A 19,540-nucleotide genomic window follows, 5' to 3' on the forward strand; every position below is an offset into this window, starting at 1 on the left:
GAGGACGATGATGGCGACAGTGTTGTCGGATCAAGGCTCACCTAACTCGCGAGCGCCGCATCAGGGCGCATCTGAACAGGATCACCCGGTAGAAGCCGTCGTCGTTCGCTTTGCGGGCGATTCGGGTGACGGCATGCAGCTGACCGGCGGGCAGTTCACCCTGTCCACCGCGCTGGCCGGAAACGACCTGGCCACATTCCCCGATTTCCCGGCCGAGATCCGCGCGCCGCAGGGCACGCTGTTCGGCGTATCCGCCTTCCAGATCAATTTCGGCTCCAGCGAGATTACCACCGCAGGCGACGCGCCGGACGTGCTGGTGGCGATGAACCCGGCCGCGCTGAAGACCAATATCCATGCGCTGAAGCCCGGCGGCCTCGTCATCATCGACACGGGCGAATTCAACAAGCGCAACCTTGAAAAGGCGAAGTACGAAACCGATCCGGTGGAGGACGGCAGCCTTGCCAAGTGGGACGTTCTGGCCTTCGACATTTCCGCGCTGACGCTGGAGGCGGTGAAGCCCTTCGGCCTTGGCAATAAGGAATCGCTGCGCTGCAAGAACATGTGGACGCTGGGGCTGGCGCTCTGGATGTTCGACCGGGACCGGCAGCCGCTGGTGGACTGGCTGAACGCCAAGTTCGCCAAGAACCCGGTACTGGCAGAGGCCAACGTGGCCGCGCTCAATGCCGGGCATGCCTATGGCGAGACGGCGGAACTGGCCGGCCCGCTGCGCAAGCTGCATATCGATCCGGTGCCGTCCGAGCCCGGCCTTTATCGCACGATCACCGGGGCGGAGGCGATCTCGTTGGGGCTGGTCGCGGGTGCGCAACTGGCCGGGCTGTCGATGTTCTTCGGCGGCTATCCGATCACGCCGGCATCGGCCGTGCTGCACAATCTGGTGAAGATGAAGGAGTTCGGCGTCACCACTTTCCAGGCGGAGGACGAGATTGCCGCGATCTGCGCCGCCATCGGCGCCAGCTACGCCGGGCAGCTTGGCGTCACATCCTCGTCCGGTCCCGGCCTTGCCCTGAAGGGAGAGGCGATGGGGCTGGCGATCATGACCGAACTGCCGCTGGTCATCGTCAATTCGCAGCGCGGCGGCCCGTCCACCGGGCTGCCGACCAAGACCGAGCAGTCGGATCTCTATCAGGCGGTCTATGGCCGCAATGGCGATGCGCCGCTGCCGGTGGTCGCCGCGCGGTCCCCGGCGGACGCGTTCGAATGCGCGATAGAGGCGTGCCGCATCGCCACGCAGTACATGACGCCGGTGATCCTGCTGACGGATGGCTATATCGGCAATGCGTCGGAGCCGTGGAAAGTGCCCGATCCGGCGACGTTCGCGCCGTTTCCCGCGCAATTCCTGGAAGAAAGCAACGATCCCGAAGGCAAAGTGCTACCCTACAAGCGCGACGAGCGCGGTGTGCGCCCGTGGATCAAGCCCGGTACGCCCGGCCTGATGCACCGCATCGGCGGGATCGAGAAGGCGCTTGATACCGGCAACATCGATTACGCTCCCGATGTCCACCAGCAGCAGACCGATGCCCGCAAGGCCAAGATCGACGGCGTGGCGCAGACCATCCCGGCGCAGGAGGTCTGCCTTGGCAACGCGAGCGGAAAGCTTGTTGTCGTCGGCTGGGGATCGACCTTTGGGCCGATCCATCAGGCGGTGCGGCGCGCGCGTAAGCGGGGGCTGGACGTCAGCCATGTCCACGTCCGCCACGTCTGGCCGCTGCCGGCCAACTTGGGCGAACTGCTGGCAGGCTTCGACAACGTGCTGGTGCCGGAGATGAACACCGGCCAGTTCAAGACCGTGCTTCGCGACCAGTTCCTGATCGATGCGGTGCCCTTGGCGAAGACCAGCGGCCAGCCTTTCGCCATCGCCGAATTGGAAGTGGCGATCGGCAAATTCTTCGATGGCATTGCCGACAATGAGGGCGGAGAGGTTGCGGTAAACGAAACCCAACTGCCCGCACCGGAAGTGGAGCAGCCCTAAACGGAGCCGCACTTGCAGGTTTAACGGGAGAAGCAGTTCATGAACGACATGACCCCGATCCAGACGACATTGAAGGACTGGGAAACCGATCAGGAAGTCCGCTGGTGCCCCGGCTGCGGAGACTACGCGATCCTGAAGGCAGTGCAGCGCACTCTGCCGATGGTCGGCGCCGATCCGAAGAACACCGTGTTCGTATCGGGCATCGGCTGTTCCAGCCGCTTCCCCTATTACGTCGAAAGCTATGGCTTCCATACGATCCACGGCCGCGCTCCGGCCTTCGCCACCGGGATCAAGCTGGCCAATCCCGATCTGGACGTCTGGCTGGTGACGGGCGACGGCGACGGCATGTCGATCGGCGGCAACCACACGATGCATGTGCTGCGCCGCAATCTCGATTGCCAGATCCTGCTGTTCAACAATGAGATCTATGGCCTGACGAAAGGCCAGTATTCGCCGACCAGCCGGGTCGGCACCAGTTCGCCCACCTCGCCGGTGGGATCGGTGGACCGCCCGGCCTTGCCTTGCGCTTTCGCACTGGGGGCGGGCGCCCGGTTCGTGGCGCGCGGATATGACGTGTCGAAGGACCTGCCGGATGTGCTGAAGGCCGCCTATGAACACCGGGGCGCGGCGTTCATCGAGATCTTCCAGAACTGCATCGTCTACAACAAGGACCGCTTCGACGACTTCACTGCCAAGGCGGTGGCGGCGGACAATCAGATCATGCTGCGTGACGGCGCACCTTTGCTATTTGCCAAGGATACCAAGGGTCTGGCGCTCGATCTGGACACGCTTTCGCTGAAGGTGGTCGATGTCGTGGATGGCGATTGGCAGGCGGCGGGCGTGGCGGTGCACAACGTGCGCAACCGGGGGTTGGCGCATATGCTGGTGGAAATGCCGTTCGGTCCGTTTCCGATGGCGCTGGGCGTGATCTACGACGATCCCGCGCCGACTTTCGAAAGCGCCGTGATTGAGGAGCGCGCGAAGCTGATCGCGGGCAAGACCGCAGACCTCGGCAAGCTGCTGGGCAAGGGCCAGACCTGGGTAGTGGAGGCGACGCCGGCAGGGTGAGTTGGGGGCGTTTCGTCCAGCACCCCTAATCCAAACGTGGCCGATCCAGGCTCAACGCCGCCAAACCCGTCATCCCCGCGAAGGCGGGGACCCCGCTTTTCTTTGCGGGCGCGGCAAGAGCTAGCGGGGCCCCGCCTTCGCGGGGGCGACGAGGTGTTTGGGGCGCTTGATAGTGTTTTTCTCCGAGGCAATCGAGCGGTGCGCATTGCGTGGATATTACTCCTCGCACCGATAATCGCTTCCGCTCTCCTGCCATCGATGCAAGACACTGCTTCCTATGGATAATCTTACCCACAGTCTGGTCGGCTGGGCACTCGGCGCAACCGGGCTGAAGCGGCGCACGCGCAAGGGGCTGGCGGCCTGTGTGATGGCGGCCAACATGCCCGATATCGATGTGTTCTTCGGCTGGTCGCCATGGGCGCCGCTGGCGATGCATCGCGGCTTCACGCATGGACTGGTCGGCGGCGTGCTGCTGATGCCGCCGCTGCTGGCCGGGCTGCTCTGGCTGATCGACCGTTGGCAAGTGCGACGCGGAGCGGTGTTCCGCAGCGGCTTGCCAATGCACTTCGGCTGGCTGGTGGCACTCTGCTATCTGGGCGCGGTCACGCATCCGCTGCTCGACTTGCAGAACGTCTATGCCATCCAGTTGCTCTCACCGATGAGCGGGGACTGGTTCCATACCGACGGATTGTTCATCCTCTCGCCCTGGCTGCTCGCGATGCTGGGCGCGGGAATCTGGCTGAGCCGTCGCCGGGCGAAACAAGGTCACGCCGGAGCAGGCGGTCCCGCGCTGGCGGCATTGGCCGGAGTGGCCGCCTTCATCGCGCTGAACATCGGCCTTTCCGTGCTCGCATGGCGCGCGCCCTCGGTGGGAGAACCCCATGCCGCACCCGATCGCATCTTCGCCTCTCCCGAGCCACTGGCATTCTGGCGTCGGGACGTCATCTGGCGGCAGCAGGGGCAGGTCACGTTCGGTCGCTACGATCCTTTGCGTAGCCTCACGAAACTGATCGAAAGCGGTGCGCCGGTGGCGGACAATATGGCTGATCCGCTGGTCGTAGCTGCCGCCAAGGCGACGCCAGAGGCGGCGAAGTTCCTGGCCTGGTCGCAATTGCCGATGGCGCGGATAGAGCGGCACGGCTGCACGGCCCGCGTGACTTTCGGCGACGCGCGCTTCACCGGGCCCGCCGTGCGCCGCAACTTCAACGTGGGGGTGGATGTGCCTACGGCTGTTCCGGGCTGTCCGGGCGGGTGATCGCCGCCACGCGTTGCGCCGGGCGATAGAGCAGGGCGCTGGCAGTGAAGGCCCAGGCCGCGCCGCCCAGCCAGCCCGCCATCACGTCGCTGGGCCAATGGACACCCAACCAGACCCTGCTCCACGCGATCATCATGCTCAACACGATAGCCGCCGCGATCAGCGTGTGCCGAACCCCAGCGCGCGGGCTGAGCGCTGCGAAGGCGAGGGCGAGGGCGATATAGGTCGATGCCGAATTGAAGCTGTGCCCGCTGGGAAAGCTGGCGCCGCCCGCTTCGGTCAGGTGGGGCACGATTTCGGGGCGAGGGCGGCCGAACAGCGCCTTCAGCAGGGTGTTGACCACACTGCCGGTCAGCACGGTCAGTGCCAGCAGCACGGCTTCGCGTCGGCACTTCAGCCAGAACAGCGCGACGACCGCCATCGTCGTAAACGATGTGATGAGGAGCGATCCGCCCAATGCGGTAAGATCGCGCACCCATTCCAGCAGCTTTACCGGGCCGAGCGGTCGCAAGTCGCCCGCGCGCCAGAACAGCAGGCCGATCCGGTCGATATACTGCGTATGGCCGGTCGGCACCGCCCAGGTGAAGAACGCGAAGCCCGTCCAGCACAGGCAGGCGACGATCGCGGCCTTGCGCGGATCGATGCGGTGGCGAGACAGGATTGGGGTTTTGGGCAAAGGGCTCATGCGGTTAGGGAACGGCCATGATCGATACGCGTTCCGGCACCATGCATACTCCTGTCATCGTCTGGCTGCGACGCGATCTGCGTTTGTCCGACCAGCCTGCCATTGTCGAGGCCGCAAGCAAAGGACCGGTGATTCCGGTCTATGTGCTGGACGACGACACCCCGAAACACCGCCGCATGGGCGGTGCCTCCCGCTGGTGGCTGCACCATTCGCTCGCCAGTCTGGACGAGGCGCTGCGTGAAAAGGGCTCCCGCTTGATCCTGCGCCGGGGCAAGTGCGAGGATGTGCTGGCCGATCTGGCCAGCGAGACCGGCGCGCGGGAGGTCCACGCGCTGCACCACTACGAACCGTGGTGGCGCAATGCGGAGAAGGCGGTGGCCAAGGTGGTGGACCTGCACCTGCACCACGGCAATTACCTCGCCCCGCCGGGATCGGTGCTGAATGGATCGGGCAATCCCTATCGCATCTACACGCCGTTCTGGCGGTCGCTGAACGATCGGATGCCCCCGCACGATCCCTTGCGCCGACCGCAGAAGATCGACGCGCCGGCGAAGTGGCCGAAGTCCGACCGGCTGGAGGACTGGAACCTCCTGCCCACCAGGCCCGACTGGGCAGGCGGCATGCGCGACATGTGGCAGCCGGGGGAAGAGGGCGCGAAGAAGCGGCTGCACGCCTTCGTCGAGGAAGCCGCCCGCTATGAGGCGCAACGCAACCTGCCTTCGGTCGACGGTACCTCGTTCCTCTCCCCCCACCTCCATTTCGGCGAGATCTCGCCCGCGCAGGCCTGGCACGCCGTGGCCGATGCCGGGGGCTCGGTCGGCACGTTTCTGGGAGAGCTGGGCTGGCGCGACTATGCGCAGAACGTGATCCTGATGCTGCCCGACTATGGCAGCCGCTCCGCCAAGGAGGATTTCGCGCATCTCCACTGGCGCACGGGAAAGGGGGCTGAGACGGACCTCAAGGCGTGGCAGCGCGGGATGACCGGCTATCCCATCGTCGATGCCGGGATGCGCCAGCTCTGGCACACCGGCTGGATGCACAACCGCGTGCGGATGATCGCCGCCAGCTTCCTGATCAAGCATCTGCTGATCGACTGGAGCGAGGGGGAGCAGTGGTTCTGGGACACGCTGGTCGATGCCGATTATGGCTCCAACAGCGTGAACTGGCAGTGGAGCGCGGGCTCCGGCGTGGATGCGCAGATGTTCGTGCGCATCATGGCGCCGCTCAGCCAGTCCGAGAAGTTCGACGCTGCCGCCTATATCCGCGAATGGGTGCCCGAACTGGCCGACTTGTCAGACGAGGACATCCATGATCCCGCGCCGTCCGTCCGCCCCAAGGCCTATCCAGCGAAGCTGGTGGAGCATCGCGACGGGCGCGAACGGGCCTTGGCTGCGTGGCAGGGGATTAAGACAAACAACTAGGCAGTATAGGCAATTGCCCTTGGCCGAATTCGGTATCATATCCGAAATCATGAACGCGCATGCATCCGGGAGAGGTGAAGAACTGGTGGACGGCGGCCGCGCCATTGGCGTCGGCCCGCAATGGCTTGCCAAGTTGTGGTCGGGCGGCGTTACGAAGATTCTCGACCGTATCGATGCCGGGCTGGGGCGCGGTTCGATAGAGGCGACATTACCCTCGGGAGAGACGCGTATTCTGGGCGGGCGAGAGCCCGGTTTCAATGCCGTAGTGGAACTGAAAAGCTGGCGCGCGCTGCTGCGGCTGGCGACGTCAGGCTCGGTCGGCTGGTATCAGGCGTGGGATGCGGGCGAGTGGGACAGCCCCGATCCGGTTCCGCTGTTCGCGCTGTTCATGGATAATGCCCGCAGCCTTGGCGATGCCGGCCGCGCGCGGGGGCCGTGGCGGCTGGTGACGCGCATGATCCACTGGCTGCGCCGCAACAGCCGCTCCGGTTCGCTGCGCAACATCCATGCGCACTACGATCTGGGCAACGATTTCTACGAAGCCTGGTTGGGCGACACGATGCTCTATTCCAGCGCGATCTACGCGCGGCCGGGCAGCGGTCCGAATGCGTTGGCGCAATTCGTTACGCCGCTGGACGCAGCGCAATCGAACAAGATCGTCGCCATTGGGCGGCGGCTGGGGCTTCAACCCGGCGGACGGGTGCTGGAGATCGGGTGCGGCTGGGGCACGCTGGCCGCCTTCCTGGCCGATTGCGAGCAAGTCTCCGTGGACGCCATCAGCCTGTCGGACGAACAGCTTGCCTATGCGCGTACGCGCTGGAAGCCGCAGGTCGGCTCGGTCGATTTCCGCAAGCAGGACTATCGCGACGTTGCCACCCAGAACGGTGGCGCGCTGTACGACGGCATCGCTTCTGTGGAGATGGTGGAGGCGGTTGGCCGTCGGTACTGGCCGGACTTCCTTGACTGCGTGGCGCAGAATCTGAAGCCCGGTGGCCGGGCAGCGATCCAGTACATCTCGATCGACGAGGGGATTTTCGAATCCTACGCCCGCAGCGCCGACTTCATCCAGACGTTCATTTTCCCGGGCGGCATGCTGATCAACGAGACGGAGTTCCGCCGCCTGGCCGTGGAACGCGGGCTGGCGTGGGAAGATCGCAAGGGCTTCGGGCAGGACTATGCCCGCACGCTGCGCAACTGGCGCGAGAACTTCGACGCGGCGGTTGCGGAAGGGCGGCTGCCACCCGGTTTTGACGAGCGCTTCGTTCGCCTATGGCGCTTCTACCTGATGTATTGCGAAGGCGGGTTCCTGGGCGGCGGCATCGATGTGGCGCAAGTGACGCTGGTGAAGGCCTAGCGCGGCGATCTCCGTTTTTTGCGTGCGGCCCGCCTCGCGCCCTTGCATCCCGTTAACTCGGTTGAGCGGTGGCACGAGGCTAGGGTGGCGGCATGAACGCCGGACCGTGCTTCCTTCGCGCCGCGCTCGCGGTGCTCGCATGCGCGATGCTCGCGCCCGCAACCTCTGCGTTAGCCGCTTCTGACGAAAGCCGATGTGCTGTAGATCGGACAAGGCTCCTTGCCCTGGATCAGCAAGCCTTTGACCAAGGGGCGACCGGTTGGCGTGAACTGGCGAGGAACGGCTGTTTCACTGCGGCGGCCGATCTGATCCGGGATTGGCGGACGTTGAACGCAAAATCGGACACCATCCTTACCTGGCATGAAGGCCAGATGCGGGCGAACGCCGGCGACTATCGACGGGCGATTGCCCTTTTCGACCAATCCCGGAAAAAGCCTGACGGGGAAATGGCCGAAGCCTGGAACATCTATGTGGATGGTACTCTGGCATTCCTGCGGCGCGATCGGCCCGGTCTTGAAAGCGCACGGGTCAGGCTTGCGGGAACGTCAAAGCCGCTGGAATTTCATCCCTTCGACGGCAACGGCAAGCCGTTGGCCGTCACGTGGCCGCCCAACCTGGCGGTTCTCGATTCCCTTCTCCGCTGTTGGGACGCGACATATCTGCGGGCATACTCCTGCCCGGCCTCGCCCTAGATAAGCGCGTACGCCGATCGGATCGGGAACGAGCAGGCGGGGCCTTTGCGCAAATACATGAGATCCTGGGCGACCTGCTTGCGAGCCGTTTCAACAGCAGGTCGTGTGCTTGTCGTCGTGGATGCGGGTGCGCAGGGAGGCGATGAGGGCGGCCTGTTCGCGAAGGGCGGCGGCGGCCTGGAGCATGGTTGTGCCGGCTGCGGTGTCATGACCTAGCGAAGCCCACATTTCGAGGGTCCGGGCCAGTTCCTCGGCCTCACGCTGCTCCACCGCTGTCTCCCATCCTGCGCGGATTGCTCCGGCTCGGTTGGGAGGCGTATCTTCTTCAAAAGGCGGGAAGATCGACGCTTATTCTACGAACGTGCCACCACGTCGGACGAATGACATGCGGCCGATGCGCCGCGGTATCCTCGCTTTAGCCGCCGGCGCCGCTCCAGCGGGCAAGGATGGATTCGAGGATGATCGGGCTGAGAAGCTGTTCGAAGGCGCAGCCGACAAGGCCGTCCTGCCACCAGATCACGCGCGCGGGCAGGGCTGCCATGCCGGGCAGGGTCAGCCAGCAGTAAGTGCCGGGATGGATGCGGCTGATCGCGGTGGTGGAGAAGCCGGAGAGCGACAGGTCGCGCACGGCCGTCTGGAATCCCTTCGCGCCCGAAGCGCGGAAGCTGGCGGGAATCGAAATACGCACGCGCGGCGCGCTGCGGTCTTCCTGCGCGGCCAGCTCATAGCGCTGCGGCGGATCCTGCGGCGGCTGTTCGGTCTTGATCATCGTACCGGTACCCGTTTGGCTTGGACGGCGCGGATGGGCGCCGTCCGGCACAAATTGCCGCCTTCGCGGTTACCGGGAGGTTACGCGGCTTGGTTAACGGCTTCGCGATGTCCGCTGGGGAACTGTTCGCCAAGCAAGGCCACCAGCCGTTCGGCCACAACTTCGGGGGCCTTGACCGAGGCAGGTGCCTCGCCCGGATAGGCGCGGGCGCGCATGGCGGTGCGGGTGGCGCCGGGATTGACGATGGCGACACGCACTTTCGACGTGTTGCGCGTTTCTTCCGCATAGCATTCCAGCAGCACGTCGCCGGCCGCCTTGCTGGCGGCATAGGCGCCCCAGAACGCGCGCGGCTTTTCCGCGACGGTGCTGGTCATGCCGATCACGCGCGCGTCCTCGCTCTTGCGCAGCAGCGGATCGAAGTTCGCGATCAGCGCCTGCGTGGCCAGAACATTGGTGGTCAGCGCCTTGTTGAAGGCGCGCTGGTCGATATCGGCCACGCTGGTCAGTTCGGGCAGGATCGCCGCGTTGACGACCAGGATGTCCAGCTTGCCCCAGCGTTGCGAGACGGCGGTGGCAAGGCGGGCAATACCGTCCGGCTCCACCAGGTCTACCGGCGCGATCGTGGCCGCGCCGCCCGACTGGTAGATCTGCTCCTCGATCGCTTCCAGCGCCTTGGTATCGCGCCCGGTCAGTAGGACGTGGGCGCCGGCTTCCGCCAGCGCCACGGCCGTGGCCGCACCGATGCCGCGGCTGGAACCGGTGACAAGCGCCACCTGCCCCGCGAAGGGCTTCCCCCCGGTTTCGTCGCTCACGCTGCGGTCAGCTCGGTGGCGAAACGGTCGGTGAAGTCGGTCAGCTTGGTCGGATATTCGCCCGAGAAGCATGCGTCGCAGAACTGCGGGCACTTCTTGATGCGCTTTTCCTCACCCACCGCACGGTAGAGACCGTCGATCGAGACGAAGGCCAGGCTGTCGGCCTTGATGAAGTCCGCCATGGCCTGGATGTCCATGTTGGCGGCCAGCAGCTTCGAACGCTCCGGCGTGTCGACGCCGTAGAAGCACGAATGCTCGGTCGGCGGGCTGGCGATGCGCATGTGCACTTCGGCGGCGCCGGCATCGCGCATCATCTCGACGATCTTGAGCGAGGTGGTGCCGCGCACGATCGAATCGTCGATCAGGATGATCTTCTTGCCTTCCACGACGGCGCGGTTGGCGTTGTGCTTGCGCTTCACGTCCGCATGGCGGGCCGCGTCACCCGGCTGGATGAAGGTGCGGCCGACATAGTGCGAACGGATGATGCCCAGTTCGAACGGAATGCCGGACTGCTGGGCATAGCCGATGGCGGCAGGCACGCCGCTGTCGGGAACCGGGATGACGACGTCGGCAGCGGCGGGCGCTTCCTTGGCCAGTTCCATGCCGATCTGCTTGCGCACCTGATAGACCGAGCGGCCGTCCATCACCGAATCGGGTCGGCTGAAGTAGACGTGCTCGAAGATGCAGGGGCGCGGCGAAGGGTTGCCGAAGGGGCGATGGCTGGAGATCGTGCCCTTGTGGTCCACCTGAACCATCTCGCCCGGCTCGATCGAGCGGACGAATTCGGCGCCGATCACGTCGAATGCCACGGTTTCGGAGGCAAACACGGTGGCATCGCCGATGCGGCCCATCACCAGCGGGCGGATGCCCAGCGGATCGCGGCAGGCGATCATGCCCTCTGCAGTCATGCAGATCAGCGAGTATGCGCCTTCGACCATGCGGAGAGCATCGACGAAACGGTCGAGCAGGGTGGGATAGCGGCTGGTGGCGACGAGGTGGATGATCACCTCGGTATCGGAGGTCGACTGGAAGATCGAACCCTTCGAAACCAGATCGTGCTTCAGCGCCATCGCGTTGGAAATGTTGCCGTTGTGGGCGATCGAGAAGCCGCCGTCGGCAAGATCGGCGAACAGCGGCTGCACGTTGCGCAGGCCCGAACCGCCGGTGGTGGCATAGCGCACATGGCCGGAAGCCATGGTGCCGGGCAGGGTGTCCAGCTCTCGCTGAGAGAACACCTGCGCCACATGGCCGAGGCCGCGGTAGGAGTGGAACTCCGATCCGCTGAAGCTGGTGATGCCCACCGCTTCCTGGCCGCGATGCTGCAAGGAGTGAAGCCCGGCGGCGGCGATATTCGCCGCCTCACGAGCGCCGATTACGCCGAAGATGCCGCACTCTTCGCGCAGCTTGTCCCCGTCGGCGTCATGGAAGGGGTGAGTCAGGTTCATGGGTGTTTTTTCCGGCCCGTTGGCGCGTCAATATCTGGCGCGCATTTGGATCGGATCGGCCGGAATTGCAAGGGGTGAAGGGCGCACGAAGCGCAACCGCCTTGTAACGGCACGGACATGCGCCCTCAGGCTGGGCGTTTGCGCGCCGAAGATGACCGCCTGATGACGATGCCGGAAAGCGATGGGAGCGGCCGGGACGATTCGCGGCGGGGCAGGGAACGCGAAAACGCTTCACGTATTGTTCAGCCACGGGAATTCACCCGTGCAGGCCGCCAGCGGTCATGCTTGCCAGTCCCCTCGCATAGCCTTAATGCCGCCCTATCCTACGATCTCAGACGGACCCGTCGCTTGATCCTGTCCCCATTCGAATGGACCATCGCAAAGCGCTATATGCTGCCCGGCAAGGGTGAGCGCTTTATCGCATTGGTCGCCGGCATCAGCCTGGTCGCCGTCATGCTCGGCGTCGCCGCGCTGGTCATCGTCATGAGCGTCATGAACGGTTTCCGCGCCGAACTCTTCGACAAGATCGTGGGGCTGAACGGCCATGCGATCATCCAGGCCTATGGCGGCCGGCTGGACAACTGGCAGGACGTTCTCAAGGACGTTCAGGACACGCCAGGTGTCGTTCGGGCATCGCCGCTGATCGAGCAGCCGCTGCTGGCCAGCTTCAACGGCCGGGTGGAGGCGATCCTGGTGCGCGGCAATACGCCCGCCGACATCGGCCGCCTGAAGGAGAAGGTGAAGACCGGCAACCTTGCCGACCTGCGGCCGGACAGCAACAATGTCGCGATCGGCACCCAACTGGCGCAGAACCTGGGCGCGCAAGTGGGCGACATGATCACGGTGATCAACCCGCAGGGCCGCGCCACGCCCTTCGGCACGGTGCCGCGTCAGATCTCCTACCGCGTGGCCGCGATCTTCGAGATTGGCGTCTACGATTATGATAATGCTTTCGTGGTGATGCCGATGCGCGATGCGCAGACGCTGCTGCTGACGGGTGATACCGTGGGCATGATCGAGGTGACGACCACCAACCCAGATCGCGTCGGTGAAATCCTCGCCCCCGTTCAGCGCAAGCTCGCCGGCCGCGCGGTCGTCACCGACTGGAAGACCATCAACGCATCGCTATTCGAAGCGCTGGCGGTGGAGCGCGTGGCAATGTTCGTGGTGCTGTCGATCATCGTGTTGGTGGCGGTGTTCAACATCCTCTCCTCGCTGATCATGTTGGTGCGCGCGAAGACGCGCGACATCGCGATCCTGCGCACGATGGGCGCCACGCGCCGCTCGCTGCTGAAGGTCTTCGTGACGACCGGCTTCTGCATCGGTGCGCTCGGCACCGTGGCCGGCGTCATCATCGGCTTCATCTTCCTCTATTTCCGTCAGCCGATTGTCCATGCGGTGGAGATCGTCACGGGCCAGAACCTTTGGGACCCGTCGATCCGCTTCCTGACCGAGCTGCCCTCCCGCTCCGACCCCGTCGAGGTTGCGGTGATCTGCGTAATGTCCCTGATCTTCAGTTTCCTTGCCACGCTCTATCCGGCCTACAAGGCGGCGAGCACCGATCCTGTGCAGGTGCTGCGCTATGAGTGATCCTGTAGTCCGCCTCAAAGGCCTCACCCGCAGTTTCGAGCAGGGCGGCGTCACCATCGACGTGCTGCGCGGTGTCGATCTGGATGTTCAGCCGGGAGAGATCGTGGCGCTGCTGGGCCCTTCAGGCTCGGGCAAGTCGACCATGCTTCAGGCCATCGGCTTGCTGGAGGGCGGCTTTGGCGGTTTGATCGAGATTGCCGGCATCAATGCTTCGAAGCTGGGCAAGGATCAGCGTGCGGCGGTGCGGCGCGATCACATCGGTTTCGTCTATCAGTTCCACCACCTGCTGCCTGATTTCAACGCGATCGAGAACGTGGTGCTGCCGCAGCTCATCACCGGCAAGCCGCGCGGCGAGTGCGAGGAGCGGGCGAAGGAACTGCTGGGCGCGCTTGGCCTTGGTCAGCGCCTGGAACATCGGCCCAGCAAGCTTTCGGGCGGCGAACAGCAGCGCGTGGCGGTTGCCCGCGCGCTGGCCAACCGGCCGCGTCTGGTGCTGGCGGACGAGCCAACGGGCAATCTGGACGAGGCGACGGCAGACAAGGTCTTCGCCCAGTTCTTGGAACTGGTGCGCGGGCAGGGCAGTGCCGCGCTGGTCGCCACGCACAACGAGCGACTGGCTTCGGCGATGGACCGGGTGGTGCGCCTGCACGAAGGCGTGCTGGCCTGATTCCCTATCGCCCGGATGCTATCGCAGCCGACGGGGTATCCCTCTTGTGGGTATCCCCGATACGAAAGCGGAACTCTCGTTGAATTCCGTGATTTCGCATACCAGATACGATAGAATACTAGCGCACAGAAGGATCGCAGAACATGAGCGACATTCCGTCCACCATCCGGGCTGAAAGCTCCGGACCGGAACGGTTCCACTGGGAAGATTCGGCGGAACTGCACAAGTGCGCGGACGGGGGCGGCCTGTTCCATAACCTGAAGGTGATCCGCCGCGGCACCGTGGTCGCGCTCATCAATTTCGTGATGAGCCTGCCGGAGAACGAACAGGACGATTACGCCATCCAGAAGGACGGTGATCGTATGTTCCGCATCGGCGAGATTCGTGCCCTGTCCCGCCGGGCCGACTTTCCCAGCAAAGACGCCTGAGTAACGCCGGTTGAGCAAGGATCCGCGCACGATCGCCGACTTCACGGCCACCCTTCCCAATGGTGAGAGCATCAGCCTTGCCGATCGGGCGGGCAAGGTTCTGCTGGTGGTCAACACCGCCAGCAAGTGCGGATTCACGCCGCAGTACAAGGGGCTGGAGGAACTCTGGCGCAAACACGGCGCGCAGGGTTTCGAGGTCGTCGCTTTCCCGTGCAACCAGTTCGGCGGCCAGGAACCGGGCGATGCCGGCGAGATTGCCGAGTTCTGCGAAGTGAACTTCGGCCTCTCCTTCCCGCTGATGGCCAAGGTTGAGGTGAATGGCGACAATGCGCCGCCGCTTTGGCAGTGGCTGAAGGCGGAAGCGCCGGGCGTGCTGGGCAGCAAGTCGATCAAGTGGAACTTCACCAAGTTCCTGATCGGCCGCGATGGCAAGGTGGTCCGCCGCTATGCGCCCACGGATAAGCCGGAGGCGCTGGAAAAGGATATCGTCGCGCTGCTCTGAACAGCGCGCCGATTCTTGGACATGAAAACGGGGCGCTGCCGGCATGGCATCGCCCCGTTTCGTTTGGTCAGTAGAAGGCGCCGTAGATCACGTCGACCACCATGCGGGTGCGGCGATCCACCAGCAGAAGATCGGGGCCATAGCGGACCCAGTAATAGCCGACCGGCGGCGGGCCGACGCCGATCATCGCATAATCCTGGAACAGATAGGCCGAGGACAGGAAGATGGCTGGCAGGATCATGCGCGTCTGCCAGCGGCGATAGGAATACCCGTGCGGATAGCGGAAGGGCGGCGCATGCATCGGCCGGAATGTGTTGGGGCGCCCGGTGCCGGGGCGATGCGGCTGCTTCACGACCGGCGGACGGCCATTGTTCGGCGGACGCTGGTAGTTCCCTCCGCTGGGAGGCCGCGTTGTATTCCCGCCGCCGCTGGGGGGACGGGTCGCATTTCCGCCCCCGCTTGGCGGGCGCGTTGCGTTCCCGCCGCCACTGGGTGGGCGTGTGGCGTTGCCACCGCCGCTGGGGGGACGGGTTGCATTTCCGCCTCCGCTTGGCGGGCGCGTTGCGTTCCCGCCGCCACTGGGCGGGCGTGTGGCGTTGCCCCCGCCGCTGGGGGGATGGGGCACATTGCCGCCTCCGCTTGGCGGACGAGTTGCGTTGCCTCCCCCGCTGGGAGGGCGCGCGGCATTGCCGCCGCCGCCGGGCGGCTTGGCGTTCGGCGACGAACCCGGTCGGTTCTGTTGCTGCTGGGCCATCGCTGCGAATTCATCGGGCAGCAGGCCGTCCGGCGCAAGCAACAGGGGGATGAGGGCAAGATAGGCGTACTTCATTCAGAGGTCTCCCAGTACGGCCACGGAAATGGACGAAGGGCGCGGGCACGAATTGTGCGCGGCCCGGAACATGAACGGGACTTGCGGGAACTTTGGCCGATATTCCGAAAGTGGGGGCGGCAATTCGGGCAAGCCGGACTCGATGAAGTTGCGGCGCCGACGATGCTCTTGTTTCTGATCGCTTTCAAGGCTTTCTGGCCCATCTGCGGTCCGGTTCGCCGTCGGCGGTTGTAGCGCCAGCGCGGTCCTATCCCCCGGCTTATCCCCAGCCCCTGCTTTGATCGCGCGGGGGCCTTGATCGGGTGGGGGCGCAATGCCTAAATTCGGCCGATGGCCCATGCACCTTTCGTTCCCCTGCGCATCTTTTCGAGTTTCACGATGCTGGACGGGGCGATCGATCCCAAGGCCGCGGCCAAGCTGGCCAAGGAACGCAAGTTCCCCGCCGCCGCAATCTGCGATCGCAACGGGCTTTATGGCGCCCCCACCTATGCACAGGCGTGCAAGGGCGCGGGCGTGCAGCCGATCGTCGGTACTTTCCTGGCCGTGGGCCGCCCCGGCGCGGTGGCGCAAGGGCAGGACCGCGCGATCGACTGGCTGGCGCTGTTCGCCCAGAACGAGGCGGGCTGGCTCAACTTGTGCGATCTGGTCAGCCGCGCGCACCTCGACCGGCCGCTGGAACTGGACGCCCATGTCGAACTGGACAGCCTGCGTGGCCATACCGACGGCCTGATCTGCCTGACCGGCGGCGGGGAGGGCGCGCTGGCGCGGCTCTATGCAGCCGGCAAGGCGGAGGCGGCGGAGAGCTATTGCAACACGCTGCAATCGCTGTTCGGTGACCGGCTCTATATCGAGATCACCCGCACGGGCGAGGAAGTGGAGGACGAGAGCGAGGAAGACCTGATCGCACTCGCCTACGAACGCGATATCCCGCTGGTGGGCACCAACCCCGCGCAATATGCCGAGGCGAAGTTCCACCCAGCGCATGACGCGATGCTCTGTATCGCCAACTCCACGCAAGTCGACGCGCCGGAGCGTCCGCGATCCTCATCCGAACGCTGGGTCAAGCCGGCCGAGATGATGCAGGAGCTGTTCGCAGACCTGCCCGAAGCGCTGGCCAACACGCTCGTCGTCGCGCAGCGCTGCGCTTACATGCCGCCGCGCCGCAAGCCGCTGCTGCCCAGCCTTGCCGGCGACCTTGAGGGCGAGGCGAGGATGCTGGCAGACAATTCGCGCGCCGGCCTTGCCAGCCGCCTGGCGCCCTATTGGCCGGACGTGACCGAGGAAGAGCTCGATGCCGCCATGGCCCTTCAGGGCGAGGAGCGCGAGGCTGCCTATCGCGAACTGGCCGAGCGCGGCGTTACCGAGGATTTCCTCGACTATGCCAAGCGCCTCGATTTCGAAGTGCAGATCATCGTCGGCATGGGCTTTCCCGGCTACTTCCTGATCGTTGCCGACTTCATCAAATGGGCGAAGGACAACGATATTCCGGTCGGCCCGGGCCGTGGTTCGGGCGCAGGATCGCTGGTCGCCTGGGCGCTGACCGTTACCGACCTGGATCCGCTGAAGCTGGGCCTGCTGTTCGAACGCTTCCTGAACCCGGAACGTGTTTCGATGCCTGACTTTGACATCGACTTCTGCGAAACCCGTCGCGGCGAGGTGATCCGCTACGTCCAGCGCAAGTACGGGCACGATCACGTCGCCCAGATCATCACCTTCGGTAAGATGAAGGCCCGCGCGGTGTTGCGCGATTGCGGCCGCATTCTCCAGATGGGTTACGGCCGGGTCGACGGGCTCTGCAAGATGGTGCCCAACCATCCGACCGACCCGTGGACGCTGACCGAGGCGCTGCACGGCCGCAAGCAGCACGGCGTGACCAAGGATCCACCGGTCGCCGAGTTCCGCCGCGAATACGACGTCGACCATGAGGTGAAGCGCCTCGTCGACCTTGCCGTGCAGCTGGAAGGCCTGCCGCGCAACTCGTCTACCCACGCCGCGGGCGTGGTCATCGGCGACCGTCCGCTGGCGCAACTGGTGCCGCTCTACCGCGATCCGCGCTCCGACATGCCGGTGACGCAGTTCGACATGAAGTCGGTGGAAGACACCGGCCTCGTGAAGTTCGACTTCCTCGGCCTGAAGACGCTGTCGGTGCTGAAGAAGGCGTGCGACCTGCTGGAACGGCGCGGCATCACCATCAACCTGTCCACGCTCGCGTGGGATGACGCGGCGGTCTACGAACTGCTGAAGCGCGGCGATACCGTCGGCGTGTTCCAGCTGGAATCGGAAGGAATGCGCCGCACGCTGGCGGCAGTGAAGCCTACCAACTTCGGCGACATCATCGCGCTCGTCTCGCTGTACCGTCCGGGCCCGATGGACAATATCCCGCTGTTCGGCCGCCGCAAGAACGGGCTCGAATCGATCGAGTATCCGCACGACAAGCTCTCGGGCATCCTGAGCGAGACCTACGGGATCTTCGTCTACCAGGAACAGGTCATGCAGGCCGCGCAGATCCTGGCGGGCTATTCGCTGGGTGACGCAGACCTTCTGCGCCGCGCGATGGGCAAGAAGGTCCAGGCGGAAATGGACAAGCAGCGCCAGCGCTTCGTCGATGGCTGCAAGGAAGTTTCCGGGATCGATGCGGCCAAGGCCAATGAACTGTTCGACTTGATCGACAAGTTCGCCGGCTACGGCTTCAACAAGTCCCACGCCGCTGCCTACGCACTGCTCGCCTACCACACCGCGTGGTTCAAGGCGCATTACCCGCACGAATTCTACGCCGCATCGATGTGCTTCGACATGCACCAGTCGGAAAAGCTGGCGATCTTCGTGGACGACGCGCGCCGCAACGGCATCGAACTGGCCCCGCCGGACATCAACATGTCCGAAGCCGAATTCTGCGTGGAGGAAACGCCGGACAGCCACGCCGTGCGCTATGCACTGGCGGGCATTCGCAACGTGGGCGAGAAGGCGATGGACGCGCTCGTCGCCGAGCGCGAAGCCAACGGCAAGTTCGAGAGTCTGGACGACGTGTTCCGCCGCGCCCCGGCCGGATCGATGAACCGCCGCCAGCTCGAAAGCCTGGCCGCGGCGGGGGGATTCGATGGGCTGGAGCCCAATCGCGCCAAGGTCCTGGCCAATGCCGATACGCTGCTGGCCGAGGCGGACCGTTCCTCGCGAGAGCGTAACTCGGACCAGAACAGCCTGTTCGGCGGCGACGATCACGTCGAACAGGGCCTGCGCCTTGTCGATGCCGAGCCGTGGAGCCGCATCGACCAGATGGCCAAGGAGCGCGAGAACTTCGGCTTCTATTTCGCCGCCCATCCGGTGGAGCAATACCGCGCGGTGGCTTCGGCCAATGGCGCGCGCACGTACTCCAGCCTGATGGCCGGCGGCAGCGGGGCAGGTCGTGCCGGCGCGGTTATGGCGGCGATGGTCGAGAACGTGCAGCGCCGAAAGACCAAGCGCGGCAAGGACTTCGTCATGGCCGATTTCTCGGACCAGTCGGGCAACTTCTCCGCCTCCTGCTTCGAGGAAAGCATGGTGGAGAACTTCGTGAAATGGGCCAAGGAGGGTGCCTGCGTCCTCCTCAACGTCGAACTAGATAGCCCCAGCGCGGACGAACCGCCGCGTGTGACCGTGCGCGGCGCCCGCCCGCTGGCGGAAGTGAAGGCGGATGCGCGCATGTTCCTGTCGCTCGATATCGATCGAGTGGAGGCGGTGCAGGAATTGGCCATGCTGATGCGTCCGGGGCCTGCGGGCTGCGGAGAGGTGGTGGCGACGCTGCACATCGGCGGCGGTCGCACCCAGAAAGTGCGACTCGGCCGCGACTTTGCGTTGGACGGTGACTTCGCGGAACAGCTTGCCAGTGTAGAGGGCCTGTCCAACATTTCGCTGATCGCGCGTCGCGGGCCGGAGGGATTGCGGCGGGCCGCATAACGCGGGCGGCTGACCGGAATCCCGAATTGATACAATAGTGTCGGGACTTTGCGACGGATCGTGGAAGGACCGTCTTGCCTCCGGGGCATGAGACCTCATA

At 64.9% G+C, this 19,540-nt stretch carries 17 protein-coding genes; 11 read left to right on the top strand and 6 right to left on the bottom strand.

The annotated features are described in order from the left end of the window. Positions 1 to 7 precede the first annotated feature (7 nt). The 3 genes from WBP07_RS03140 to WBP07_RS03150 all read left to right on the top strand — a co-directional run bounded on the left by WBP07_RS03140 (position 8) and on the right by WBP07_RS03150 (position 4,313). The gene (locus WBP07_RS03140) at positions 8 to 1,990 is read left to right on the top strand and encodes a 2-oxoacid:acceptor oxidoreductase subunit alpha (protein WP_395394225.1); all 1,983 of its coding nucleotides are present in this window, start codon (positions 8 to 10) and stop codon (positions 1,988 to 1,990) included. A 39-nt stretch (positions 1,991 to 2,029) separates the two neighbouring features. Beyond that, positions 2,030 to 3,058, top strand: coding sequence for a 2-oxoacid:ferredoxin oxidoreductase subunit beta (locus WBP07_RS03145; protein WP_395394227.1), 1,029 nt, complete (start codon positions 2,030 to 2,032; stop codon positions 3,056 to 3,058). Between the two features lie 277 nt (positions 3,059 to 3,335). Next, the gene (locus tag WBP07_RS03150) at positions 3,336 to 4,313 is read left to right on the top strand and encodes a metal-dependent hydrolase (RefSeq protein WP_395394228.1); all 978 of its coding nucleotides are present in this window, start codon (positions 3,336 to 3,338) and stop codon (positions 4,311 to 4,313) included. Here the strand turns inward: WBP07_RS03150 and WBP07_RS03155 are convergent. Beyond that, complete coding sequence (locus WBP07_RS03155; RefSeq protein ID WP_395394229.1) at positions 4,282 to 4,989, bottom strand: phosphatase PAP2 family protein; 708 nt, start codon at positions 4,987 to 4,989, stop codon at positions 4,282 to 4,284. The two genes, WBP07_RS03150 and WBP07_RS03155, sit on opposite strands and share 32 nt — an antisense overlap. 50 nt (positions 4,990 to 5,039) lie before the next feature. On the opposite strand from WBP07_RS03155, the gene WBP07_RS03160 reads away from it, so the two are divergent. From WBP07_RS03160 to WBP07_RS03170, 3 genes are all read left to right on the top strand, one after another. Next, on the top strand, positions 5,040 to 6,419 hold the full coding sequence (locus WBP07_RS03160) for a cryptochrome/photolyase family protein (protein ID WP_395395710.1): 1,380 nt from the start codon (positions 5,040 to 5,042) through the stop codon (positions 6,417 to 6,419). A 49-nt stretch (positions 6,420 to 6,468) separates the two neighbouring features. After that, positions 6,469 to 7,773, top strand: a complete 1,305-nt coding sequence (locus WBP07_RS03165; protein ID WP_395394230.1) for a class I SAM-dependent methyltransferase — start codon at positions 6,469 to 6,471, stop codon at positions 7,771 to 7,773. 92 nt (positions 7,774 to 7,865) lie between these two features. Then, positions 7,866 to 8,465, top strand: coding sequence for a hypothetical protein (locus WBP07_RS03170; RefSeq protein ID WP_395394231.1), 600 nt, complete (start codon positions 7,866 to 7,868; stop codon positions 8,463 to 8,465). A 90-nt stretch (positions 8,466 to 8,555) separates the two neighbouring features. Here WBP07_RS03170 and WBP07_RS03175 read toward each other — a convergent pair whose 3' ends face one another. From WBP07_RS03175 to purF, 4 genes are all read right to left on the bottom strand, one after another. Further along, positions 8,556 to 8,735 (bottom strand): hypothetical protein, encoded by a 180-nt coding sequence (locus WBP07_RS03175; protein ID WP_395394233.1) that lies wholly within the window; start codon positions 8,733 to 8,735, stop codon positions 8,556 to 8,558. Positions 8,736 to 8,880: 145 nt separating this feature from the next. Next, positions 8,881 to 9,234: a PilZ domain-containing protein gene (locus WBP07_RS03180; protein ID WP_395394234.1), complete on the bottom strand. Its 354-nt coding sequence runs from the start codon at positions 9,232 to 9,234 to the stop codon at positions 8,881 to 8,883. Positions 9,235 to 9,314: 80 nt separating this feature from the next. After that, the gene (locus WBP07_RS03185) at positions 9,315 to 10,046 is read right to left on the bottom strand and encodes an SDR family NAD(P)-dependent oxidoreductase (protein WP_395394236.1); all 732 of its coding nucleotides are present in this window, start codon (positions 10,044 to 10,046) and stop codon (positions 9,315 to 9,317) included. Next, positions 10,043 to 11,491: an amidophosphoribosyltransferase gene (gene purF, locus WBP07_RS03190; protein WP_395394237.1), complete on the bottom strand. Its 1,449-nt coding sequence runs from the start codon at positions 11,489 to 11,491 to the stop codon at positions 10,043 to 10,045. The genes WBP07_RS03185 and purF overlap by 4 nt, the downstream gene beginning before the upstream one ends. Positions 11,492 to 11,839: 348 nt before the next feature. Here purF and WBP07_RS03195 point away from each other — a divergent pair, with 348 nt between their 5' ends. The 4 genes from WBP07_RS03195 to WBP07_RS03210 all read left to right on the top strand — a co-directional run bounded on the left by WBP07_RS03195 (position 11,840) and on the right by WBP07_RS03210 (position 14,678). After that, on the top strand, positions 11,840 to 13,081 hold the full coding sequence (locus tag WBP07_RS03195; protein WP_395394238.1) for a lipoprotein-releasing ABC transporter permease subunit: 1,242 nt from the start codon (positions 11,840 to 11,842) through the stop codon (positions 13,079 to 13,081). Then, positions 13,074 to 13,748, top strand: coding sequence for an ABC transporter ATP-binding protein (locus WBP07_RS03200; RefSeq protein ID WP_395394239.1), 675 nt, complete (start codon positions 13,074 to 13,076; stop codon positions 13,746 to 13,748). The genes WBP07_RS03195 and WBP07_RS03200 overlap by 8 nt, the downstream gene beginning before the upstream one ends. A 143-nt stretch (positions 13,749 to 13,891) precedes the next feature. Next, entirely contained in the window at positions 13,892 to 14,176 is a 285-nt protein-coding gene (locus WBP07_RS03205; RefSeq protein WP_395394240.1) for a hypothetical protein, read from the top strand. A 10-nt stretch (positions 14,177 to 14,186) separates the two neighbouring features. Continuing rightward, positions 14,187 to 14,678 carry a glutathione peroxidase gene (locus tag WBP07_RS03210; RefSeq protein WP_395394241.1) on the top strand — a complete coding sequence of 164 codons (492 nt, stop codon included), beginning with the start codon at positions 14,187 to 14,189 and terminating at the stop codon, positions 14,676 to 14,678. A 67-nt stretch (positions 14,679 to 14,745) separates the two neighbouring features. Here the strand turns inward: WBP07_RS03210 and WBP07_RS03215 are convergent, their stop codons facing one another. Beyond that, positions 14,746 to 14,979, bottom strand: coding sequence for an RcnB family protein (locus WBP07_RS03215; RefSeq protein ID WP_395394242.1), 234 nt, complete (start codon positions 14,977 to 14,979; stop codon positions 14,746 to 14,748). A gap of 858 nt (positions 14,980 to 15,837) precedes the next feature. Here WBP07_RS03215 and dnaE point away from each other — a divergent pair. Beyond that, complete coding sequence (gene dnaE / locus WBP07_RS03220; RefSeq protein WP_395394243.1) at positions 15,838 to 19,440, top strand: DNA polymerase III subunit alpha; 3,603 nt, start codon at positions 15,838 to 15,840, stop codon at positions 19,438 to 19,440. Positions 19,441 to 19,540 lie beyond the last annotated feature (100 nt).

Source organism: Novosphingobium oxfordense, assembly GCF_044029435.1.
GTDB lineage: Bacteria > Pseudomonadota > Alphaproteobacteria > Sphingomonadales > Sphingomonadaceae > Novosphingobium.